Origin of the sequence: Lapillicoccus sp., from assembly GCF_036559105.1 — a bacterium.
Classification (GTDB): Bacteria; Actinomycetota; Actinomycetes; order Actinomycetales; family Dermatophilaceae; genus Lapillicoccus.
This window is the reverse complement of record NZ_DATBTV010000018.1, coordinates 1-16198: the sequence shown is the minus strand read 5'-3', so window position 1 is coordinate 16198 and position 16198 is coordinate 1. Positions and strand designations below refer to the sequence as shown.

The 16198-nt window shown below is 72.1% G+C and carries 17 protein-coding genes and 1 tRNA gene; 15 read left to right on the top strand and 3 right to left on the bottom strand.

The features are described from left to right. A partial coding sequence (locus tag VIG79_RS02475; RefSeq protein WP_414672564.1) for a M20 metallopeptidase family protein occupies positions 1-677 on the bottom strand: 677 nt, incomplete at its 3' end. 125 nt (positions 678-802) lie between these two features. Between VIG79_RS02475 and rsmI the strand changes: the two genes are divergently transcribed. The 12 genes from rsmI (at position 803) to VIG79_RS02415 (ending at position 13091) form a co-directional block, all read left to right on the top strand. Beyond that, a complete protein-coding gene (rsmI, locus tag VIG79_RS02470) occupies positions 803-1645 on the top strand; it encodes a 16S rRNA (cytidine(1402)-2'-O)-methyltransferase (protein WP_331881697.1) in 843 nt (280 codons plus the stop codon). A gap of 14 nt (positions 1646-1659) precedes the next feature. After that, positions 1660-2421: an alpha/beta hydrolase gene (locus tag VIG79_RS02465; RefSeq protein ID WP_331881695.1), complete on the top strand. Its 762-nt coding sequence runs from the start codon at positions 1660-1662 to the stop codon at positions 2419-2421. A gap of 95 nt (positions 2422-2516) precedes the next feature. Next, on the top strand, positions 2517-3023 hold the full coding sequence (locus VIG79_RS02460) for a PH domain-containing protein (protein ID WP_331881693.1): 507 nt from the start codon (positions 2517-2519) through the stop codon (positions 3021-3023). Continuing rightward, a complete protein-coding gene (locus VIG79_RS02455) occupies positions 3020-4621 on the top strand; it encodes a PH domain-containing protein (protein WP_331881690.1) in 1602 nt (533 codons plus the stop codon). Before VIG79_RS02460 ends, VIG79_RS02455 begins: the two co-directional genes overlap by 4 nt. A gap of 39 nt (positions 4622-4660) precedes the next feature. After that, positions 4661-4918: a type II toxin-antitoxin system VapB family antitoxin gene (locus tag VIG79_RS02450; RefSeq protein WP_331881687.1), complete on the top strand. Its 258-nt coding sequence runs from the start codon at positions 4661-4663 to the stop codon at positions 4916-4918. Beyond that, positions 4915-5325, top strand: a complete 411-nt coding sequence (locus VIG79_RS02445; RefSeq protein ID WP_331881684.1) for a type II toxin-antitoxin system VapC family toxin — start codon at positions 4915-4917, stop codon at positions 5323-5325. Before VIG79_RS02450 ends, VIG79_RS02445 begins: the two co-directional genes overlap by 4 nt. 24 nt (positions 5326-5349) lie before the next feature. Beyond that, a complete protein-coding gene (gene metG / locus VIG79_RS02440; RefSeq protein ID WP_331881682.1) occupies positions 5350-7122 on the top strand; it encodes a methionine--tRNA ligase in 1773 nt (590 codons plus the stop codon). A gap of 68 nt (positions 7123-7190) precedes the next feature. Beyond that, positions 7191-7979 (top strand): TatD family hydrolase, encoded by a 789-nt coding sequence (locus tag VIG79_RS02435; RefSeq protein ID WP_331881680.1) that lies wholly within the window; start codon positions 7191-7193, stop codon positions 7977-7979. 269 nt (positions 7980-8248) lie between these two features. Beyond that, a complete protein-coding gene (locus VIG79_RS02430) occupies positions 8249-9361 on the top strand; it encodes a ubiquitin-like domain-containing protein (protein ID WP_331881678.1) in 1113 nt (370 codons plus the stop codon). A 34-nt stretch (positions 9362-9395) separates the two neighbouring features. Further along, positions 9396-10274 carry a 16S rRNA (adenine(1518)-N(6)/adenine(1519)-N(6))-dimethyltransferase RsmA gene (gene rsmA / locus VIG79_RS02425; RefSeq protein WP_331881676.1) on the top strand — a complete coding sequence of 293 codons (879 nt, stop codon included), beginning with the start codon at positions 9396-9398 and terminating at the stop codon, positions 10272-10274. A gap of 9 nt (positions 10275-10283) precedes the next feature. Further along, positions 10284-11222 (top strand): 4-(cytidine 5'-diphospho)-2-C-methyl-D-erythritol kinase, encoded by a 939-nt coding sequence (locus VIG79_RS02420; RefSeq protein WP_331881674.1) that lies wholly within the window; start codon positions 10284-10286, stop codon positions 11220-11222. A gap of 30 nt (positions 11223-11252) precedes the next feature. Continuing rightward, positions 11253-13091: an ABC-F family ATP-binding cassette domain-containing protein gene (locus VIG79_RS02415; protein WP_331881671.1), complete on the top strand. Its 1839-nt coding sequence runs from the start codon at positions 11253-11255 to the stop codon at positions 13089-13091. 55 nt (positions 13092-13146) lie between these two features. Here the strand turns inward: VIG79_RS02415 and VIG79_RS02410 are convergent, their stop codons facing one another. Further along, positions 13147-13656, bottom strand: a complete 510-nt coding sequence (locus VIG79_RS02410) for a MarR family transcriptional regulator (RefSeq protein ID WP_331881669.1) — start codon at positions 13654-13656, stop codon at positions 13147-13149. Between the two features lie 71 nt (positions 13657-13727). Here VIG79_RS02410 and VIG79_RS02405 point away from each other — a divergent pair, with 71 nt between their 5' ends. Next, positions 13728-14528 carry a methyltransferase domain-containing protein gene (locus VIG79_RS02405; protein ID WP_331881667.1) on the top strand — a complete coding sequence of 267 codons (801 nt, stop codon included), beginning with the start codon at positions 13728-13730 and terminating at the stop codon, positions 14526-14528. Between the two features lie 4 nt (positions 14529-14532). Here the strand turns inward: VIG79_RS02405 and VIG79_RS02400 are convergent, their stop codons facing one another. Next, positions 14533-15132 (bottom strand): TetR/AcrR family transcriptional regulator, encoded by a 600-nt coding sequence (locus VIG79_RS02400; protein ID WP_331881701.1) that lies wholly within the window; start codon positions 15130-15132, stop codon positions 14533-14535. A gap of 64 nt (positions 15133-15196) precedes the next feature. Here VIG79_RS02400 and VIG79_RS02395 point away from each other — a divergent pair, with 64 nt between their 5' ends. Both VIG79_RS02395 and VIG79_RS02390 read left to right on the top strand, forming a co-directional pair. Beyond that, complete coding sequence (locus VIG79_RS02395; protein ID WP_331881665.1) at positions 15197-16081, top strand: peptidoglycan recognition family protein; 885 nt, start codon at positions 15197-15199, stop codon at positions 16079-16081. Positions 16082-16116: 35 nt separating this feature from the next. Further along, a tRNA-Gln gene (locus VIG79_RS02390) sits at positions 16117-16195 on the top strand. Positions 16196-16198: the final 3 nt, after the last annotated feature.

Here is a 16198-nt window from a genome sequence, read left to right as displayed (position 1 = left end):
ACCTGGAGGGCGGTCACCATCTCGGCCGCCGCCGGCACCGGATCGAGCGCCGCGTGCGGGGCGGAGCCGTGGCCGCCGCTGCCCTTGACCGTCACCGCGAACCCGTCCGAGGCGGCAAGCATCGGGCCGGACTTGGTGACGAAGGTCCCGTGCGGGGCCATCGTCGAGAAGACGTGCATCCCGTATGCGGCGTCGGCCCGCCGGCCGGCGGCGTCGAGGACGCCTTCATCGATCATCACCTTCGCGCCGGCCCAGCCCTCCTCGCCCGGCTGGAACATCAGCACGACGTCGCCGGGCAGCTCGTCCCGGTGGGCTTCGAGCAGCCGCGCGGCGCCGACCAGCATCGCCGTGTGGAGGTCGTGGCCGCAGCCGTGCATGGCCCCGTCGACCTGCGACCGGTACTCGACCTCGGCGAGCTCCTGTACCGGCAGGGCGTCCATGTCGGCCCGCAGCAGCACGACCGGCCGTGGCCGGTCCGCCGGCGCGCCACCGCCGCGCAGGACTCCGGTGACCGAGGTCGTCCGGCGCCCGAGGGTCGTCTGCAGCGTGAGCCCGTCGAGGGCGGTGAGGACCCGCTCCTGCGTGCGTGGCAGGTCGAGCCCGATTTCGGGGTGCCGGTGCAGCGCCCGCCGCAGGTCGCGCAGGTCGCCCTGGACGGCTCGGCTGTCGTCCAGCAGGGTGGCGAGGAGTCGAGAGCTCACACTGATGGTGGGTACCTCCGAGGGGGTGGCGGAAGAAACTCTCGCGAAGTCCCCAGCCTAGGGCGGATTGTCCCGGACGGCGCGTGGGAGAGGATGCGCCCGTGACCTCCCCGACCACCCTCGGCACGCTGGTCCTCGCCGCGACGCCTATCGGGCAGCCCCGGGACGCCTCGCCGCGGCTGCGCGACGAGCTGGCGCGGGCCGACGTGCTCGCCGCGGAGGACACCCGCCGGCTGCGCCGCCTCGCCGCGGACCTCGAGGTGGAGCTGCGGGGCCGGACGCTGAGCTACCACGAGCACAACGAGGCGGCGCGGACCCGGGAGCTGGTGGACCGGCTCCTCGAGGGCGACCGCGTCGTGCTCGTCACCGACGCCGGGATGCCGTCCGTCTCGGATCCGGGGTACCGGCTGGTCAGCGCCGCCATCCGGGTGGGGGTGACGGTGACGTGTGTTCCCGGCCCGAGCGCAGTGCTCACGGCGCTCGCCGTCTCCGGTATGCCGGTGGACCGGTTCTGCTTCGAGGGGTTCCTCCCGCGCAAGCCGGGGGAGCGGACCCGGGCCCTCGCCGAGCTGCGCGAGGAACGCCGGACCATGCTGTTCTTCGAGGCGCCGCACCGACTCGCGGTGACGCTCGCGGCGATGGCCGAGGCGTTCGGACCCGACCGCCGGGCCGCGGTCTGCCGAGAGCTGACCAAGACCTACGAGGAGGTCCGGCGGGGCACCCTCGTCGAGCTGACGGCGTGGGCGCAGGAGCACGCCCGGGGCGAGATCACCGTCGTGGTCGCCGGTGTGAGGGGGGCGGCCACCGAGGTGGGCGACGTCGTCCCGACGATCCAGGAGCGGATCGCGGCCGGCGAGCGGCTCAAGGACGTCTGCGCCGACCTCGCCCGGCAGACCGGACTGTCCAAGAAGGCGCTGTACGACGCGGCCCTGGCCGCCCGCTGAGAGGAGACCGGCCGATGGCCGACACCGCCGCATACGTCGAGGTCGAGGGTCTGCGGACCTGGCACGAGGTCACCGGCCAGGGCGAGCCGGTCGTCCTGCTGCACGGGGCGTTCGGCGGGGCGACCTCGTTCTTCGCGCAGACGCCGTTCCTCGTCGAGGCGGGGTACCGCGTCCACGTACCGGAGCGCCGAGGCCACATGCGCACTCCCGACGTGGACGGACCCCTGACCTACTCGGTGATGGCCGACGACACGATCGCCTACCTCGAGCAGGAGGTCGACGGCCCGGCGCACCTGGTCGGCTGGAGCGACGGGGCCGTCGTGGCCCTGCTGGTGGCACAGCGACGCCCGGAGCTCGTCCGGCGGATGGTGCTGATCGGGCAGTACTACAACTCGGGAGGCAAGCGGCCGGGGAGCACCCTCGAGGAGGACATGTCCTCGCCCGACGCGCTCGGGTTCCTCCGGGACGAGTACGCGCGGGTGAGCCCGGACGGCGGCGACCACTTCCCGGTCGTGCACGCCAAGACGCTGCAGATGATCCTCACCGAGCCGGAGATCGACCTCGCCACGCTGCGTGAGGTCGCGGTACCGACCCTCGTCCTCCAGGGGGACCGCGACGAGGTCACCCTGGAGCACTCGCAGGCGGTGACCGCCGCCCTGCCCGACGCCCGGCTCGCTGTCCTACCCGGGACGCACGTGCTGCCGATCGAGTCGCCCGAGGTCGTGAACCCGCTCCTCGTCCAGTTCCTGCGCGGTGGTCCGACCCCGGCCTGGTGAGCGCGCGCTCGGAAGGGAGCGGCTGGCATACCGTCGGGGGAACCAACCGGGGCGATCCGTCGTCGGACGGGTGAGCGGACAGCGGAGGGGCGGGGATGAGCGAGCAGGCCGAGCCGTTGCGGCTGCGCGAGCCGGCGCACCTCGTCAGCCCCCGAGCCCGGGTGATGTGGCTCGTCGAGGGCGCGTTCCTCATGCTCGTGCTGTTCGCCGGGCAGGTCCTGTGGTGGTTCCTCGACGACGCTCCGTCCCGGACGCCGCACGTGGTCGTCGGGTTGGTGTGGCTGGTGGTGACCGTGCTGTACCTCTCGATCATGCCGGTGTGGCGCTACCGCGTGCACCGCTGGGAGCACACCGAGACCGCCGTCTACACCCAGACCGGCTGGCTCGACCAGGAGCGGCGGATCGCGCCGGTGAGCCGGATCCAGACCGTCGACATGACCCGTGGTCCGGTGGCCCAGGCGCTCGGCCTGGCCAGCGTGACCGTCACCACCGCATCGGCCGCCGGGCCGTTGAAGATCCACGGACTCGACCTCGACGTCGCGCGGCACCTCGTCGAGGACCTCACGGCGCTCACCATCGCCGAACGCGGTGACGCGACGTGACCGAGCCGGTCACGGACCCCGCCAGCCCTCTGGCGGTCGCCGCCCTGTCCGCCCTCGAGACCGACTGGCGGCGCCTCGACCCGCGGATGCTGCTGGTCCACCTGGTGCAGGAGACAGTCCGGCTTCTCCCGGTCCTGTTCGGCATCATCATCCTGGGACGCAGCAACGACAGCGGGCAGAACTGGTTCGAGTGGGTGTTCATCCCCCTCGTCGTCGGCGTCGTCCTGCTGCGCTACCTCACGACGCGCTACCGCATCACCAATGGCCAGATCGAGCTGCGAAAAGGATTGCTGAACAAGCGGATCCTCGCCACGCCGGCCGACCGGGTGCGCACCGTGGACGTCACGTCGTCGCCGATCCACCGGGTGCTGGGGCTGGGCAAGGTCGAACTCGGCACCGCGGGCACCGGGCACGGCGAGCGCCTCGTCCTCGACGCGCTCACCCTCTCGGAGGCGCGGCACCTGCGAGAAGAGCTCATCCACCTGCGGCAGGCGACCGCGGCGCCGCCGGCGACAACCGGCATACCGGCCGCGTCGGACGCACCACCACCCACCGGCGAGCCGTATGCCCTCCAGCCGCCGGTCGTGGCCCCCGCGGCACCGGTCGTCGACACGGAGACCGTACTCGTGCGGCTCGACCCGCGGTGGGTCCGCTACGCGCCGGTGACGATGACCGGGGTCGTCTCGGCGCTGGCCATCTTCGGCTTCGCGAACCAGTTCATCACCCGCGTCCTCGAGCGGGGCGTCCTCACCGAGGCGGTCGACCGGATCGGCGACCACGCGTGGTGGGTCGACTCGATCGTTGGGGTCGTCGCGGTGCTGGTCGTCGTCACCGTGCTGTCGGTCATCGGCTACGTCCTGCAGTTCTGGGGGTTCCGGCTGACCCGGCACAGTGGGGGCACGCTGCACATCACCCGGGGCCTGCTCACGAGCCGCGAGTCGAGCATCGAGGAGAAGCGGATCCGCGGCCTCGAGGTCGGCGAGCCGCTCGGCCTTCGGCTGGTCAGGGGTGGCCGGCTGCACGTCATCACGACCGGGCTGAGCAAGCGTGAGGATCGTCGGGGCACGGCGTGGCTGGTCCCGCCGGCTCCCCGCCAGGTCGTCGCCGAGGTCGCCGCTGCGGTCGTCGGCGACCGCCAGGCCATGACCGCCCGGCTCACGCACCATGGGGCGAGCGCCCGCCGGCGCCGCTACATCCGGGCGATGTGGCCGGCGCTGACCATCCTCCTCGTGGCGCTGCTGCTGACCGTGTGGCGGCACTGGCCGGTCGGGATCGCGGTGGCGGCGTTCACGCCGACGCTGGTGATGCCGTTCATCGCGCGCGACCGCTATGCCGGCCTCGGCCACCACCTCACGCCCGAGCACCTCGTGGTGCGGTCCGGGTCGTTCGTCCGGCGGCGCGACGTGGTCCAGCGCACCGGGATCATCGGCTGGAACGTCCGGTCCTCGTGGTTCCAGCGCCGGGTCGGACTCGCGCACCTCACCGCCACGACCGCGGCGGGAAAGCAGGGCTACACCGCACACGACATCCCGGTCGGGAGCGCCCTGGCCCTGGCCCACGAGGTCGACCCCGACCTGATCCGCCAGTTCCTCGCCTGACCATTGTCTAGAAAATCACGGTTGGTCTAGAATAGGCGTGTGGCCCTCAGTATCAAGACCGACGAAGCCGACGCCTTGGCCCGGGCCCTGGCCGCGGAGACCCACGAGACGCTGACCGAAGCGGTCACGGTTGCCCTGCGGGAACGCCTGGCGCGGGTCCGCCGGTCCCGTCGTGGTGACCTGTCAGCCGCGATCGCCCAGCTCCAGGCCGAGGTCGCGGCGAGCCGAGACCGATCCCTCGACGGGGTTAGTGACGACGAGATCATCGGCTACGACGAGAACGGTCTCCCCTCGTGAGCATCGCGGTGGACACGAGTGCAGTAGTCGCGTTGGTCAAGGGCGAGCCCACGGCCCCGTGGGTCGAGGAGCAGCTCGACGCGGCCTTGGCACGCCTGATGTCCGCGGTCACGTTCGTCGAGCTGTCCCTCGTCCTCGAGGCATACACCTCGGGCGCGGTCACTGGCTCCCGGACGATTGACCGGCTCGACATCGAGGTGGTGGACGTCGACCGTCGGCACGCCAACGCCGCAGTGGATGCGTGGCGACGGTTCGGGAAGGGCCGGCATCCGGCGCGGCTCGACCTCGGCGACTGCTTCAGCTACGCGGTGGCGCGCATCGCCGCGGTCCCGCTGCTGTGTGTCGGGGACGACTTCCGGCAGACCGACCTGCCGGTCCTGGCGCCTCCGGCCCCGGTAAACCCGTAGCGCTCGCGCCATAGGCTGAGCGGTATGGCTCATGTCCTGTCCGCCGTCGCCTGGCCGTACGCCAACGGACCACGCCACATCGGCCACGTGGCCGGGTTCGGCGTGCCGTCCGACGTGTTCAGCCGGTACATGCGGATGGCCGGTCACGACGTGCTGATGGTCAGCGGAACCGACGAGCACGGGACGCCGATCCTCGTCGAGGCCGACCGGGAGGGCGTCAGCCCGCGCGAGCTCGCGGACCGCTACAACCGGGTCATCGCCGAGGACCTCACCGATCTCGGCCTCGCGTACGACCTCTTCACGCGGACGACGACGCTCAACCACTACGCCGTCGCGCAGGAGCTGTTCACCGGCGACTGGCGCAACGGCTACATGGTCGAGCAGACGACGCGCGGCGCGATCAGCCCGTCGACCGGTCGCACCCTGCCGGACCGCTACATCGAGGGCACCTGCCCGATCTGCGGCTACGGCCAGGCCCGGGGCGACCAGTGCGACAACTGCGGCAACCAGCTCGACGCCACCGACCTCATCGAGCCGCACTCGCGGATCAACGGCGAGGTGCCGGCCTTCGTCGAGACGCAGCACTTCTTCCTCGACCTGCCCGCCCTCGCCGGCGCGATCGGTGGGTGGCTGGACGAACGCGAGGCGTCCGGCACCTGGCGGCCCTCGGTCCTCAACTTCTCCAAGGGGCTGCTCGAGGAGGTCCGCCCGCGGGCGATGACCCGTGACCTCGACTGGGGGATCCCGGTCCCCATCGAGGGCTGGCGCGACCAGCCGACGAAGCGCTTCTACGTGTGGTTCGACGCGGTGGTCGGCTACCTCTCCGCCTCCATCGAGTGGGCCCGTCGCACCGGCGACCCGGAGCGCTGGCGCGAGTGGTGGAACGACCCCGAGGCGCGTTCGTACTACTTCCAGGGCAAGGACAACATCACCTTCCACTCGCTCATCTGGCCCGCCGAGCTCCTCGCGTATGCGGGTCTCGGCGACAAGGGCGGTACGCCGGGGGAGTACGGCGTGCTGAACCTGCCGACCGAGGTGGTGGCGTCGCAGTTCCTCACCATGGGTGACGAGCAGTTCTCCAGCTCCCGCGGCCACGTCGTCTACGTGCGCGACGTGCTGCGCGACTACGGACCGGACCCGCTGCGGTACTTCATCTGCGCGGCCGGCCCGGAGAGCCAGGACGCCGAGTTCACCTGGTCGGCGTTCGTCCAGCGCAACAACTCCGAGCTCGTCGCCGGGTGGGGCAACCTCGTCAACCGGACCGCGACGATGATCCACAAGCAGTTCGGCGAGATCCCGGCGGCCGGCCCGTTGGAGGCCGTCGACGAGGACCTGCTCGCCGCCGTCCGCGGTGGGTTCGAGACCGTCGGCGGCCTGCTCGAGCGGCAGCGGGTCCGGGCCGCCACGGCCGAGGCGATGCGGCTGGTCGGTGAGGCCAACGCCTACGTCAGCAAGACCGAGCCGTTCCGGCTCAAGGCCGACGACGAGCGCGAGCGGCTCGGCACGATCCTCCACGTGCTCGCCCAGGTCGTCACCGACCTCAACACCATCATGTCGCCGTTCCTGCCGCACAGCGCGAACGCGATCCACCGGGTCCTCGGCGGTGAGGGCGACCTCGTCCCCATGCCGCGGCTCGATGTCGTCGACGATCTGGACGGCGGCCCCGCCTACCCGGTCATCACCGGCGACTACTCCGCGACGCCGCGCTGGGAGTCGCGCCCCGTCGTCGCCGGGACGCCGCTCACGAAGCCCGCCCCGGTCTTCCGCAAGTTCGACCCGCCGGGCGCGGGCGAGTGAGCCCCCACCGGTTGCCGAGACTCCAGGACGAGCGGCCGCCGGCACCCGACCCTCTGCCCATACCGGTCGTGGACAACCACGTGCACCTCGACGTCGCGCGCGAGGGCGAAGAGGCGCTCCCGACCGCTGAGGCCATTGCCGCGGCCGCGTCGGTCGGCGTGACCCGCCTCGTGCAGGTGGGCTGCGACCCGGCGGGGGTCCGGCTCACGGGGGAGATGGTCGACGAGTATGCCGCGCTGCTCGGTGGTGTCGCGGTGCACCCGAACGAGGTGCCCCGCTTGGCCGAGACGGGAGAGCTGGACGACGCGCTGGCCCAGGTCGAGGCGCTCGCCTCACATCCCCGGATCCGGGTTGTGGGTGAGACCGGTCTGGACTACTTCCGTACCGGAGCCGACGGGATTCCGTTGCAGCAGAACGCTTTCCGCTGGCACATCGACCTCGCCAAGCGGACCGGACGAGCCCTCCAGATCCACGACCGCGATGCGCACGACGACGTCATGAGGATCCTCGACGAGGAGGGGGCGCCGCCGCATACCGTGCTGCACTGCTTCTCCGGCGACGCCCGGATGGCCCGGGCCGCGGTCGAGCGCGGCTACCTCCTGTCGTTCGCGGGGACGGTGACGTTCAAGAACGCCACAGGCCTGCGGGACGCCCTCGCGGTGACGCCGCTGGACAACCTGCTGGTCGAGACCGACGCGCCCTACCTCGCCCCCACGCCCTACCGCGGCGTCACCAACGCGTCGTACCTCGTGCCGCTCACCGTGCGCGCCATGGCCGGCGTCCTCACCGTCGACGTCCCCGCGTTGTGCACCGCGCTGTCGGCGAACTCCGAGCGGGTCTACGGGCCCTGGACCTGACCGGCCGACCTCGAGGGCACCAGATGTCCCGTCTGTCACATCCACCACGCGACCGTTACCAAAATTTGACCTTTGGGTGACGGTTCCGGGACAGTGGACGCCGTTGGCCGGGGCGAGTCCTGCGGCCGGCGTCCAGTGGGGGCCATTTCAGGCCCCCTTTCGCGTCACGAGACGCGGCGGGGCGACCGGCTCCGCTCCACCCGGGACGTTCAAACTTTGGAGCCCCCTTGATCTCTCGTCCGTTGCGTTGGGCCGCCCAGGGCGCGGCCGTGGCCGTCGTGGCCGTCGGTGCCCTGACCATGGCCCAGTACGACAAGGCCGTGAGCCTGTCCCTCGACGGTGCCACCTCGTCGGTGCACGTCTTCGGCAGCACCGTTGGCGACCTGCTCGCGAAGCAGGACGTCCCCGTCGGCGAGCACGACATCGTGCAGCCGGCCGCCGACGCGCCGCTACGCGACGGCGACACGGTCGTCGTGCGTTACGGCCGCAAGCTCACCGTCACCCAGGACGGCAAGACCACCGACTACTGGACGACCGCCACGTCCGTCGACGGCGCCCTCGCCGAGCTCGGCATCCGCGCCGACTCCGCGAAGCTGTCCGTCTCGCGGTCCGAGCCGCTCGGCCGGTCCGGCCTGGCGCTCACCATCACCACCCCCAAGAACGTCACGGTCTCCGTCGACGGCGCCAGCAAGACCGTCGCCAGCACCGGCCCGACCGTCGCCGACGCCCTCCAGCAGCTCGAGGTCACCCTCGGTGCGCAGGACCGCGTCAACCCGGCACCCGAGACCCCGCTCACTGAGGGGCTGGCCGTCACGATCAACCGCGTCGAGAAGAAGACGGTCAGCGAGACCCAGCCGGTCGCGTTCGGCGTTACCAGCCAGGACGACGCCACCCTGGCCAAGGGCACCAAGAAGACGACCACCCAGGGCGTCGCCGGCGAGCAGAGCGCCACCTTCGACGAGGTGTGGGTCGACGGCAAGCTCGAGTCGCGCAACCAGACCGGCACGCAGGTCACCAAGAACCCGGTGAACCAGGTCGTGGCCGTCGGTACCAAGGTCGCCGCTCCCGCTCCCGCTCCCGCTCCCGCTCCGGCGACCACGACGCCTGCGCCGTCTGCCGGCAACACCTCCGGCGCCGGCCTCAACCTCGCGAACGCCGCGATGTGGGACCGGATCGCCCGGTGCGAGTCCGGCGGCAACTGGCACATCAACACCGGCAACGGTTACTACGGCGGGCTGCAGTTCGCGCAGAGCACGTGGCTCGCGAACGGCGGTGCCGACTTCGCCGGGCGCGCCGACCTGGCCTCCCGGGAGCAGCAGATCACGGTCGCCAACCGGGTCTACGCCAAGTCCGGCACCCAAGCCTGGGGCTGCAGGCCCTGACCGAGCGCCTGCAGCACGTCGAGAAGCTCCGGGGATGAACGGTTCCCCGGGGCTTCTGGGCGCTGCGCGGGTTCGTGAGCTCGCCGCTCGCCTCGGCCTGCGGCCCACCAAGCAGTGGGGCCAGAACTTCGTCGTCGACGCCAACACCGTCCGGCGGATCGTCCGGCTGGCCGGTCTCGGGCCCGACGACGTCGTCGTCGAGGTCGGTCCCGGTCTCGGCTCGCTGACCCTCGCGCTGTTGCCCGAGGTCGCCCACGTCACGGCCGTCGAGGTCGACCCGACCCTGGCCGCCGCCCTCCCAGACACCGTCGCGGAGCTGCAGCCGACGCATACCGACCGGCTCGCCGTCGTGCAGGCCGACGCCCTGCACCTGACCGCGCTGCCCGACCCTCAGCCGACCGCCCTCGTGGCCAACCTGCCCTACAACGTCTCCGTGCCCGTCGTGCTGACCTTCCTCCAGCACCTGCCGACTCTTCAGCGGGTGCTCGTCATGGTCCAGCTGGAGGTGGCCGAGCGGCTCGCCGCCGGGCCGGGCTCGCGCACCTTCGGGGTGCCCAGCCTCAAGGCCGCCTGGTACGCGGATGTACGGCTCGCGGGCACCGTGCCCCGGAGCGTCTTCTGGCCGGTGCCGAACGTCGACTCCGGACTCGTCGCGATGGTCCGCCGGCCGCCGCCGGTCACGACGGCGACCCGCGAGGAGGTGTTCCGCTGCATCGACGCCGCCTTCGCGCAGCGTCGCAAGACCCTGCGGGCCGCGCTCGCCGGATGGGCCGGAGGGGCTCCGGCCGCCGAGGCCCTGCTGCGGGCCGCTGGAGTGGACCCGAGCGCCCGCGGCGAGCAGCTCGACATCGCGGCGTTCGCGGCGATCGCCGCCGCGAAGCAGGCCCACGGCGGGGAACTGACGCTGCCATAGGGTGAGGCGGTGACCTCAGCTGCGACAACGCGACGGTCGGTGACCGTCCGCGCGCCCGCCAAGGTCAACCTCGAGCTCAAAGTGGGCCCACGTCGCTCCGACGGGTTCCACGAGCTCGCCACCGTCTACATGGCCGTGGGGCTGCACGACGAGGTCACGGTGATCCCGGCCGACGACTGGTCGGTCGTCGTCCACGGTCCCTACGCCGACCGGGTGCCCACCGACGCCAGCAACCTCGCTCTGCGCGCCGCGCGCATGCTCGCCGAGCAGGTGGGCGTCGACGAGCCGGTGACCGTGGTGATCCACAAGGAGATCCCGGTGGCCGGCGGGATGGCCGGCGGCTCGGCGGACGCGGCCGGAGCTCTCCTGGCCTGCGACCACCTCTGGGGGCTCGGGCTGCCCCGTGACGACCTCCTCGAGATGGCCGCCGAGCTGGGCAGCGACATCCCGTTCGTGCTGACCGGCGGTATCGCGGTGGGTTCCGGTCGCGGCGAACGGCTCGCGCCGGTGCTCGCCCGGGGCTCGTACCACTGGGTCCTCGCCGTCAGCGACAGCGGCTTGTCCACCCCGACGGTGTATGCCGAGTGCGACCGCCTGCGCGGCAACGCCCGCATCCCGCACCCGGAGCCGACGGCGGACATGATGACGGCGCTGCGCTCCGGCGACGCCGACGCCCTCGGCGCCGCGCTGACCAACGACCTCAGTGACGCCGCGATCTCGCTCCAGCCCGACCTCGGCGAGGTCCTCGTCGCGGGTCTCGAGTACGGCGCGATCGGCGGTGTCGTGTCCGGGTCCGGCCCGACCGTGGCGTTCCTCACCGACTCGCCCGAGGCGGCGCTCGACCTCTGCGTCTCCCTCTCCGCCGCAGGCGTCGCGGGCGAGGTCCGCCGAGCCAAGGGTCCCGTGCACGGCGCTCAGGTCGTCCCCGGTCCCACCGCGCGGGCCTGACCCGCCGCCTACTCCGCTTCCTCCCCGCCCATGGCCAACCTCGTCGCCCTCGAGAACGCGACCGTCGTCTACGGCACCACGGCCGTCCTCGACGCGGTCTCGACCGGTGTCGGCACTGGCCAGCGGATCGGTGTCGTGGGTCGCAACGGGGGCGGGAAGTCCACCCTCTTGCGGGTGCTGGCCGGCGACCAAGCGGCCGACGCCGGCCGGGTCACCCGGGCGGGTGGGACCACGGTCGGGCTGCTGAGCCAGGACGACACGCTGGACCCGGCGTGGACGGTCCGCGAAGCGGTCGTCGGCGACCTGCCCGAGCACGTGTGGGCCGGGGACGCACGGATCCGTGACGTCCTCACCGGGCTCCTCGGCGGGGTCGGCGCCCCGTCGGTCGGCGGTCTCGACACGGTGATCGGACCACTCTCCGGAGGCGAGCGACGGCGGCTCGCGCTCGCCCGGCTGCTCGTCGCCGACCCTGACCTGCTGCTCCTCGACGAACCGACGAACCATTTCGACGTCGAGGGGGTCGCCTGGCTCGCCGACCACCTGGTGACCCGTCGTACCCGCCCGGACGCGTCCGTCGTCGCGGTCACCCACGACCGGTGGTTCCTCGACGCGGTCGCCATGCTGACGTGGGAGGTGACCGACGGGACGGTGCAGTCCTACGAGGGCGGGTATGCGGCCTACGTCCTGGCCCGCGCCGAGCGCGACCGGCTCTCGGCGGTCGTGGAGGAGCGTCGCGGGAACCTGCTCCGCAAGGAGCTGGCCTGGCTGCGGCGGGGGCCGCCGGCCCGCACCAGTAAGCCCCGGTTCCGGATCGACGCGGCCAACGCGCTGATCGAGAACGAGCCGCCGCCGCGCGACGACGTGGCCCTGGTCCGGTTCGCGACCCGGCGGCTGGGCAAGGACGTCGTCGACCTCGTCGACGCTTCGGTGCAGCTGGGCGACCGCCTCATCCTCGACGACGTGACCTGGCGGCTCGCTCCCGGTGAGCGGGTGGGCATCGTCGGCGTCAACGGGGCGGGCAAGTCCACCTTGTTGCGGGCCGTCACCGGTGACCAGCCGCTGAGCTCCGGCCGGCGAAGGATCGGCAAGACCGTGGTCATCGCCTTCCTCACGCAGGAGGTCCGTGAGCTCGAGAAGTACGCGTCGTGGCGGGTCATCGAGGCGGTCGAGGACGTCCGGGCGTTCACCACCCTGGGCGGCAAGGAGGTGACCGCCAGCCAGCTCGCGACCCGGCTCGGGTTCACCGGCGGCCGGCAGCAGACGCGGGTGGGCGACCTGTCGGGCGGGGAGCGCCGGCGCCTCCAGCTGCTGCGGCTGCTGATGACCGAGCCGAACGTCCTCATCCTCGACGAGCCGACCAACGACCTCGACATCGACACGTTGACCTCGCTGGAGGACGTCCTCGACGGCTGGGCGGGCACCCTCATCGTCGTGTCCCACGACCGCTACCTCCTCGAGCGGGTCGCCGACCACCAGGTCGCCCTGCTCGGCGACGGGCGGGTGCGCGACCTGCCCGGCGGCGTCGACGAGTACCTCCGCCTCCGCGCCACCGCTCTTTCCTCCTCTGCCCCCGCTTCCCCGGTTCGTGCTCTGGACCGCGCCGACATCCGGCTCGATTCAGCACGAACCGATGTGCAGGCGTCCGGCCCGAACGCCGCCGACATCCGCGCGGCCCGCAAGGAGATGTCGCGGATCGAACGACGCCTCGACCGGATCAGCGCCGAGGAGGCCCGGCTGCACGACGAGATGGCCCGCAGTGCCGCGGACCATCAGGTCGTGCTCCGCCTCGACGCCGAGCTCCGCACGTTGCAGCGCGAGCGGGACGACCTCGAGGCGGACTGGCTCGACGCCGCCGAGACGGCGGGCTGACCGGGTCTCGGGCCGGCGGCCGGACCAGGTCCGAGCGGCTCAAACGTCGAGAGGCTCAGGCGTCGAACGGCTCGAGCAGCTCCCGCAGCAGGGACGCGAGCAGGGAACGGTCGCGCTCGGAGAGCCGGGCCAGCAGCTCGCGCTCTCGGGACAGCAGGTCGGCGAGGGCGGCGTCGACGGTCTCCCGACCCGCCTCGGTGAGGGCGACGATGACGCCGCGGCGGTCGTTGGGGTCGGGGCTGCGCTCGACGAACCCGCGCTCGGTCAGCCGGTCGACACGGTTGGTCATCGTGCCCGACGTCACCAGGGTCTGGCTGACCAGCTGGCCGGGGGACAGCTGGTAGGGCGATCCCGAGCGGCGCAGCGCCGAGAGGACGTCGAACTCCCACAGCTCCAGCCCACGCTCGGCGAACGCCACGCTCCGGGCGAGGTCGAGGTGTCGGGCCAGCCGGGAGATCCGGGAGAGCACCTGGAGGGGCGCCACGTCGAGGTCGGGCCGTTCGCGTTCCCAGGCGACGACGATCCGGTCGACCTCGTCGCCGGAGGACGCCGGTTGAGCGGTCACGTTGTGAAGTCTAACCGTCGTCAAGTATCTTGACGTCAAGACACATTCGTCCACCGCACAGGGAGACCACCATGGCCTGGGACCCGCAGCAGTACGCGTTGTTCGGTTCCCACCGTGGCCGGCCCTTCGTCGACCTGCTCAGCCGGGTGGCGGCGACCGAGCCGGCGGTGGTCGTCGACCTCGGCTGCGGCGACGGCCCGCTGACGCTGAGCCTGACCGAGCGCTGGCCCAGGGCCCGGGTCGTCGGCGTCGACTCGTCGCCGACGATGCTGGCCGCCGCACGGGAGCTCGACGCGCAGCAGCGGGTCGAGTGGGTGGAGGCCCGCGTGGAGGACTGGGATCCCGGCTCGCTGGGCGCGCCGGTCGACGTCCTGGTCAGCAATGCGGCCCTGCAGTGGGTTCCGGGCCACCTCGACCTGTTCCCGCGGTGGGTGGACGCGCTGGCTCCGGGCGGCTGGTTCGCCTTCCAGGTGCCGAACAACCTCGACGCGCCGTCGCACGCCCTGATGCGCGAGGTGGCTGCCCGGCAGCCTCGGGCCGCCGAGCTGGCGCAGCCCCTCGCCCGCGTCGGCAACGTCGTAGCGCCGCCCGCATACCTGCGCGCCCTGGCCGACCTGGGTCTCGAACCTGACGTCTGGGAGACGACCTACCAGCACGTGCTCGACCCCGTGGGCGCTCAGCGATCCCCGGTGCTCGAGTGGGTGCGCGGTACGGGGCTCCGGCCGGCTCTCGACGTCCTCACCGGTGACGACGAGCGGCAGGCGTTCCTCGACGAGTTCAGCGAGGCCCTCGACGCCGCTTACCCGCGGGAGCCGCACGGCGTCGTCCTCGGCTTCCGCCGGATCTTCGCCGTGGGCCACCAACCCGGCTGAGCGGTCAGCGCCGGCTGCTGAGCCGTGGCTTCGCCTCGAGTCCGCTCAGGCCGTTCCAGGCCAGGTTGACCAGGTGCGCCGCGACGTCGACCTTCTTGAACTTGGGCGAGTCGAGCCACCACTGCCCCGTCAGCGCGACCATGCCGACGAGCATCTGGGCGTAGAGGGGAGCCGTCTTGGGGTCCAGCTTGCGCGACTTGAACTCGGCGGCGAGCAGGTGCTCCACCTGCGTCGCCACGTCGCTGATCAGACTCGCGAACGACCCCGTCGACTGGCCGGCGGGGGAGTCGCGGACGAGGATCCGGAAGCCGTCGGTCGACCCCTCGATGTAGTCGAGCAGCGCGAGGGCCGCCGCCTCGAGCAGGCCGCGGGAGGTCGTCTCCACGCGGAGCGCCACGTTGATCCCGTCGAGGAGGGTGCGGAGCTCGCGGTCGACGACGACCGCATACAGGCCCTCCTTGCCCCCGAAGTGCTCGTAGACGACCGGCTTCGACACTCCGGCCTTGGCGGCGATCTCCTCGACGCTGGTGCCCTCGAAACCCTTGTCGGCGAACAGTTTCCGGCCGACCTCGAGCAGCTGCTCCCGGCGCTGCGGACCCGTCATCCGGGACCGCACGCCGTCCGCGTCCCGTGGAGTCATGCCGCCATTCTGCCGTTACCGTGATGTGGTGACGGGGCGCAGGGGTCGGTATGCGGGTGCGCTCGGTTGCGTGCTGCTCACCGCCGCCCTGACCGCGGCCTGCGGTACCGAGACGGCCGGGTACGTGGGTCAGCCGGCCGTTGCCGCGTCCCAGGGCCCCCGCGGCGCGACCGCCCCGGCCGTGGCGGACCCCGACCCTCCGCAGCCGATCTTCACGGGTTCGGCCTCGTCCACAGCCGCGCCGACTCCCCTCCAGATCACCCGTCAGTCGGCCCCGACCGGCGTGGCCCCGGTACGGACCGCTTCCGCTTCGTCCCCGGCCGCTGTGGCGCCGCCGGCCGCGGGACCCTCGTCGCTCCGGGTGGTCCAGGCGCCGATCGCCTACTCCGCGGGCCGCCAGCAGGAGATGGCGGCCTACTCCCTGCGCCACTACGGCACCGCGAGCTGGCAGCTGACGCCGACGATGATCGTGCTCCACTACACGGCCGGCGGGACCTGGGCGGGTGCGCGGGCCACCTTCGCCGCCGACACCGTCAACATGGGCGAGCTGCCGGGGACGTGCTCGCACTACGTCGTCGACAAGGACGGCACGGTCTACCAGCTCGTCCCGACCTCGGTCCGCTGCCGGCACACCATCGGCCTGAACGACCAGGCGATCGGGATCGAGATGGTCCAGGAGGGCGGCTCGTCGGCCACGTGGGCGGACCAGCAGATCCTGAGCCGGGCCGCCCAGGTGGGCGCCGCCCTCGCGTTGGTTCGCAGCCTCCAGTCGCAGTTCGGGATCTCCACGGCGAACGTCATCGGGCACGCCACAGCCAACGCGGCGCCCCAGTTTCACGACCGGGTGGGCTGGCGCAACGACCACGCCGACTGGCAGGCGGTCGACGTCGCGGTCTTCCGCTCGCGACTCTGACGTGCCGTGGCGGTCGACTAGCCTTCTGGCGTCGATCCCCGGTTGGTCTGCTGGCAGGGCCCGCCTGACTTTGAATCAGGATTAGCGACGATGGTTCGATTCCATCCCGGGGAGCTT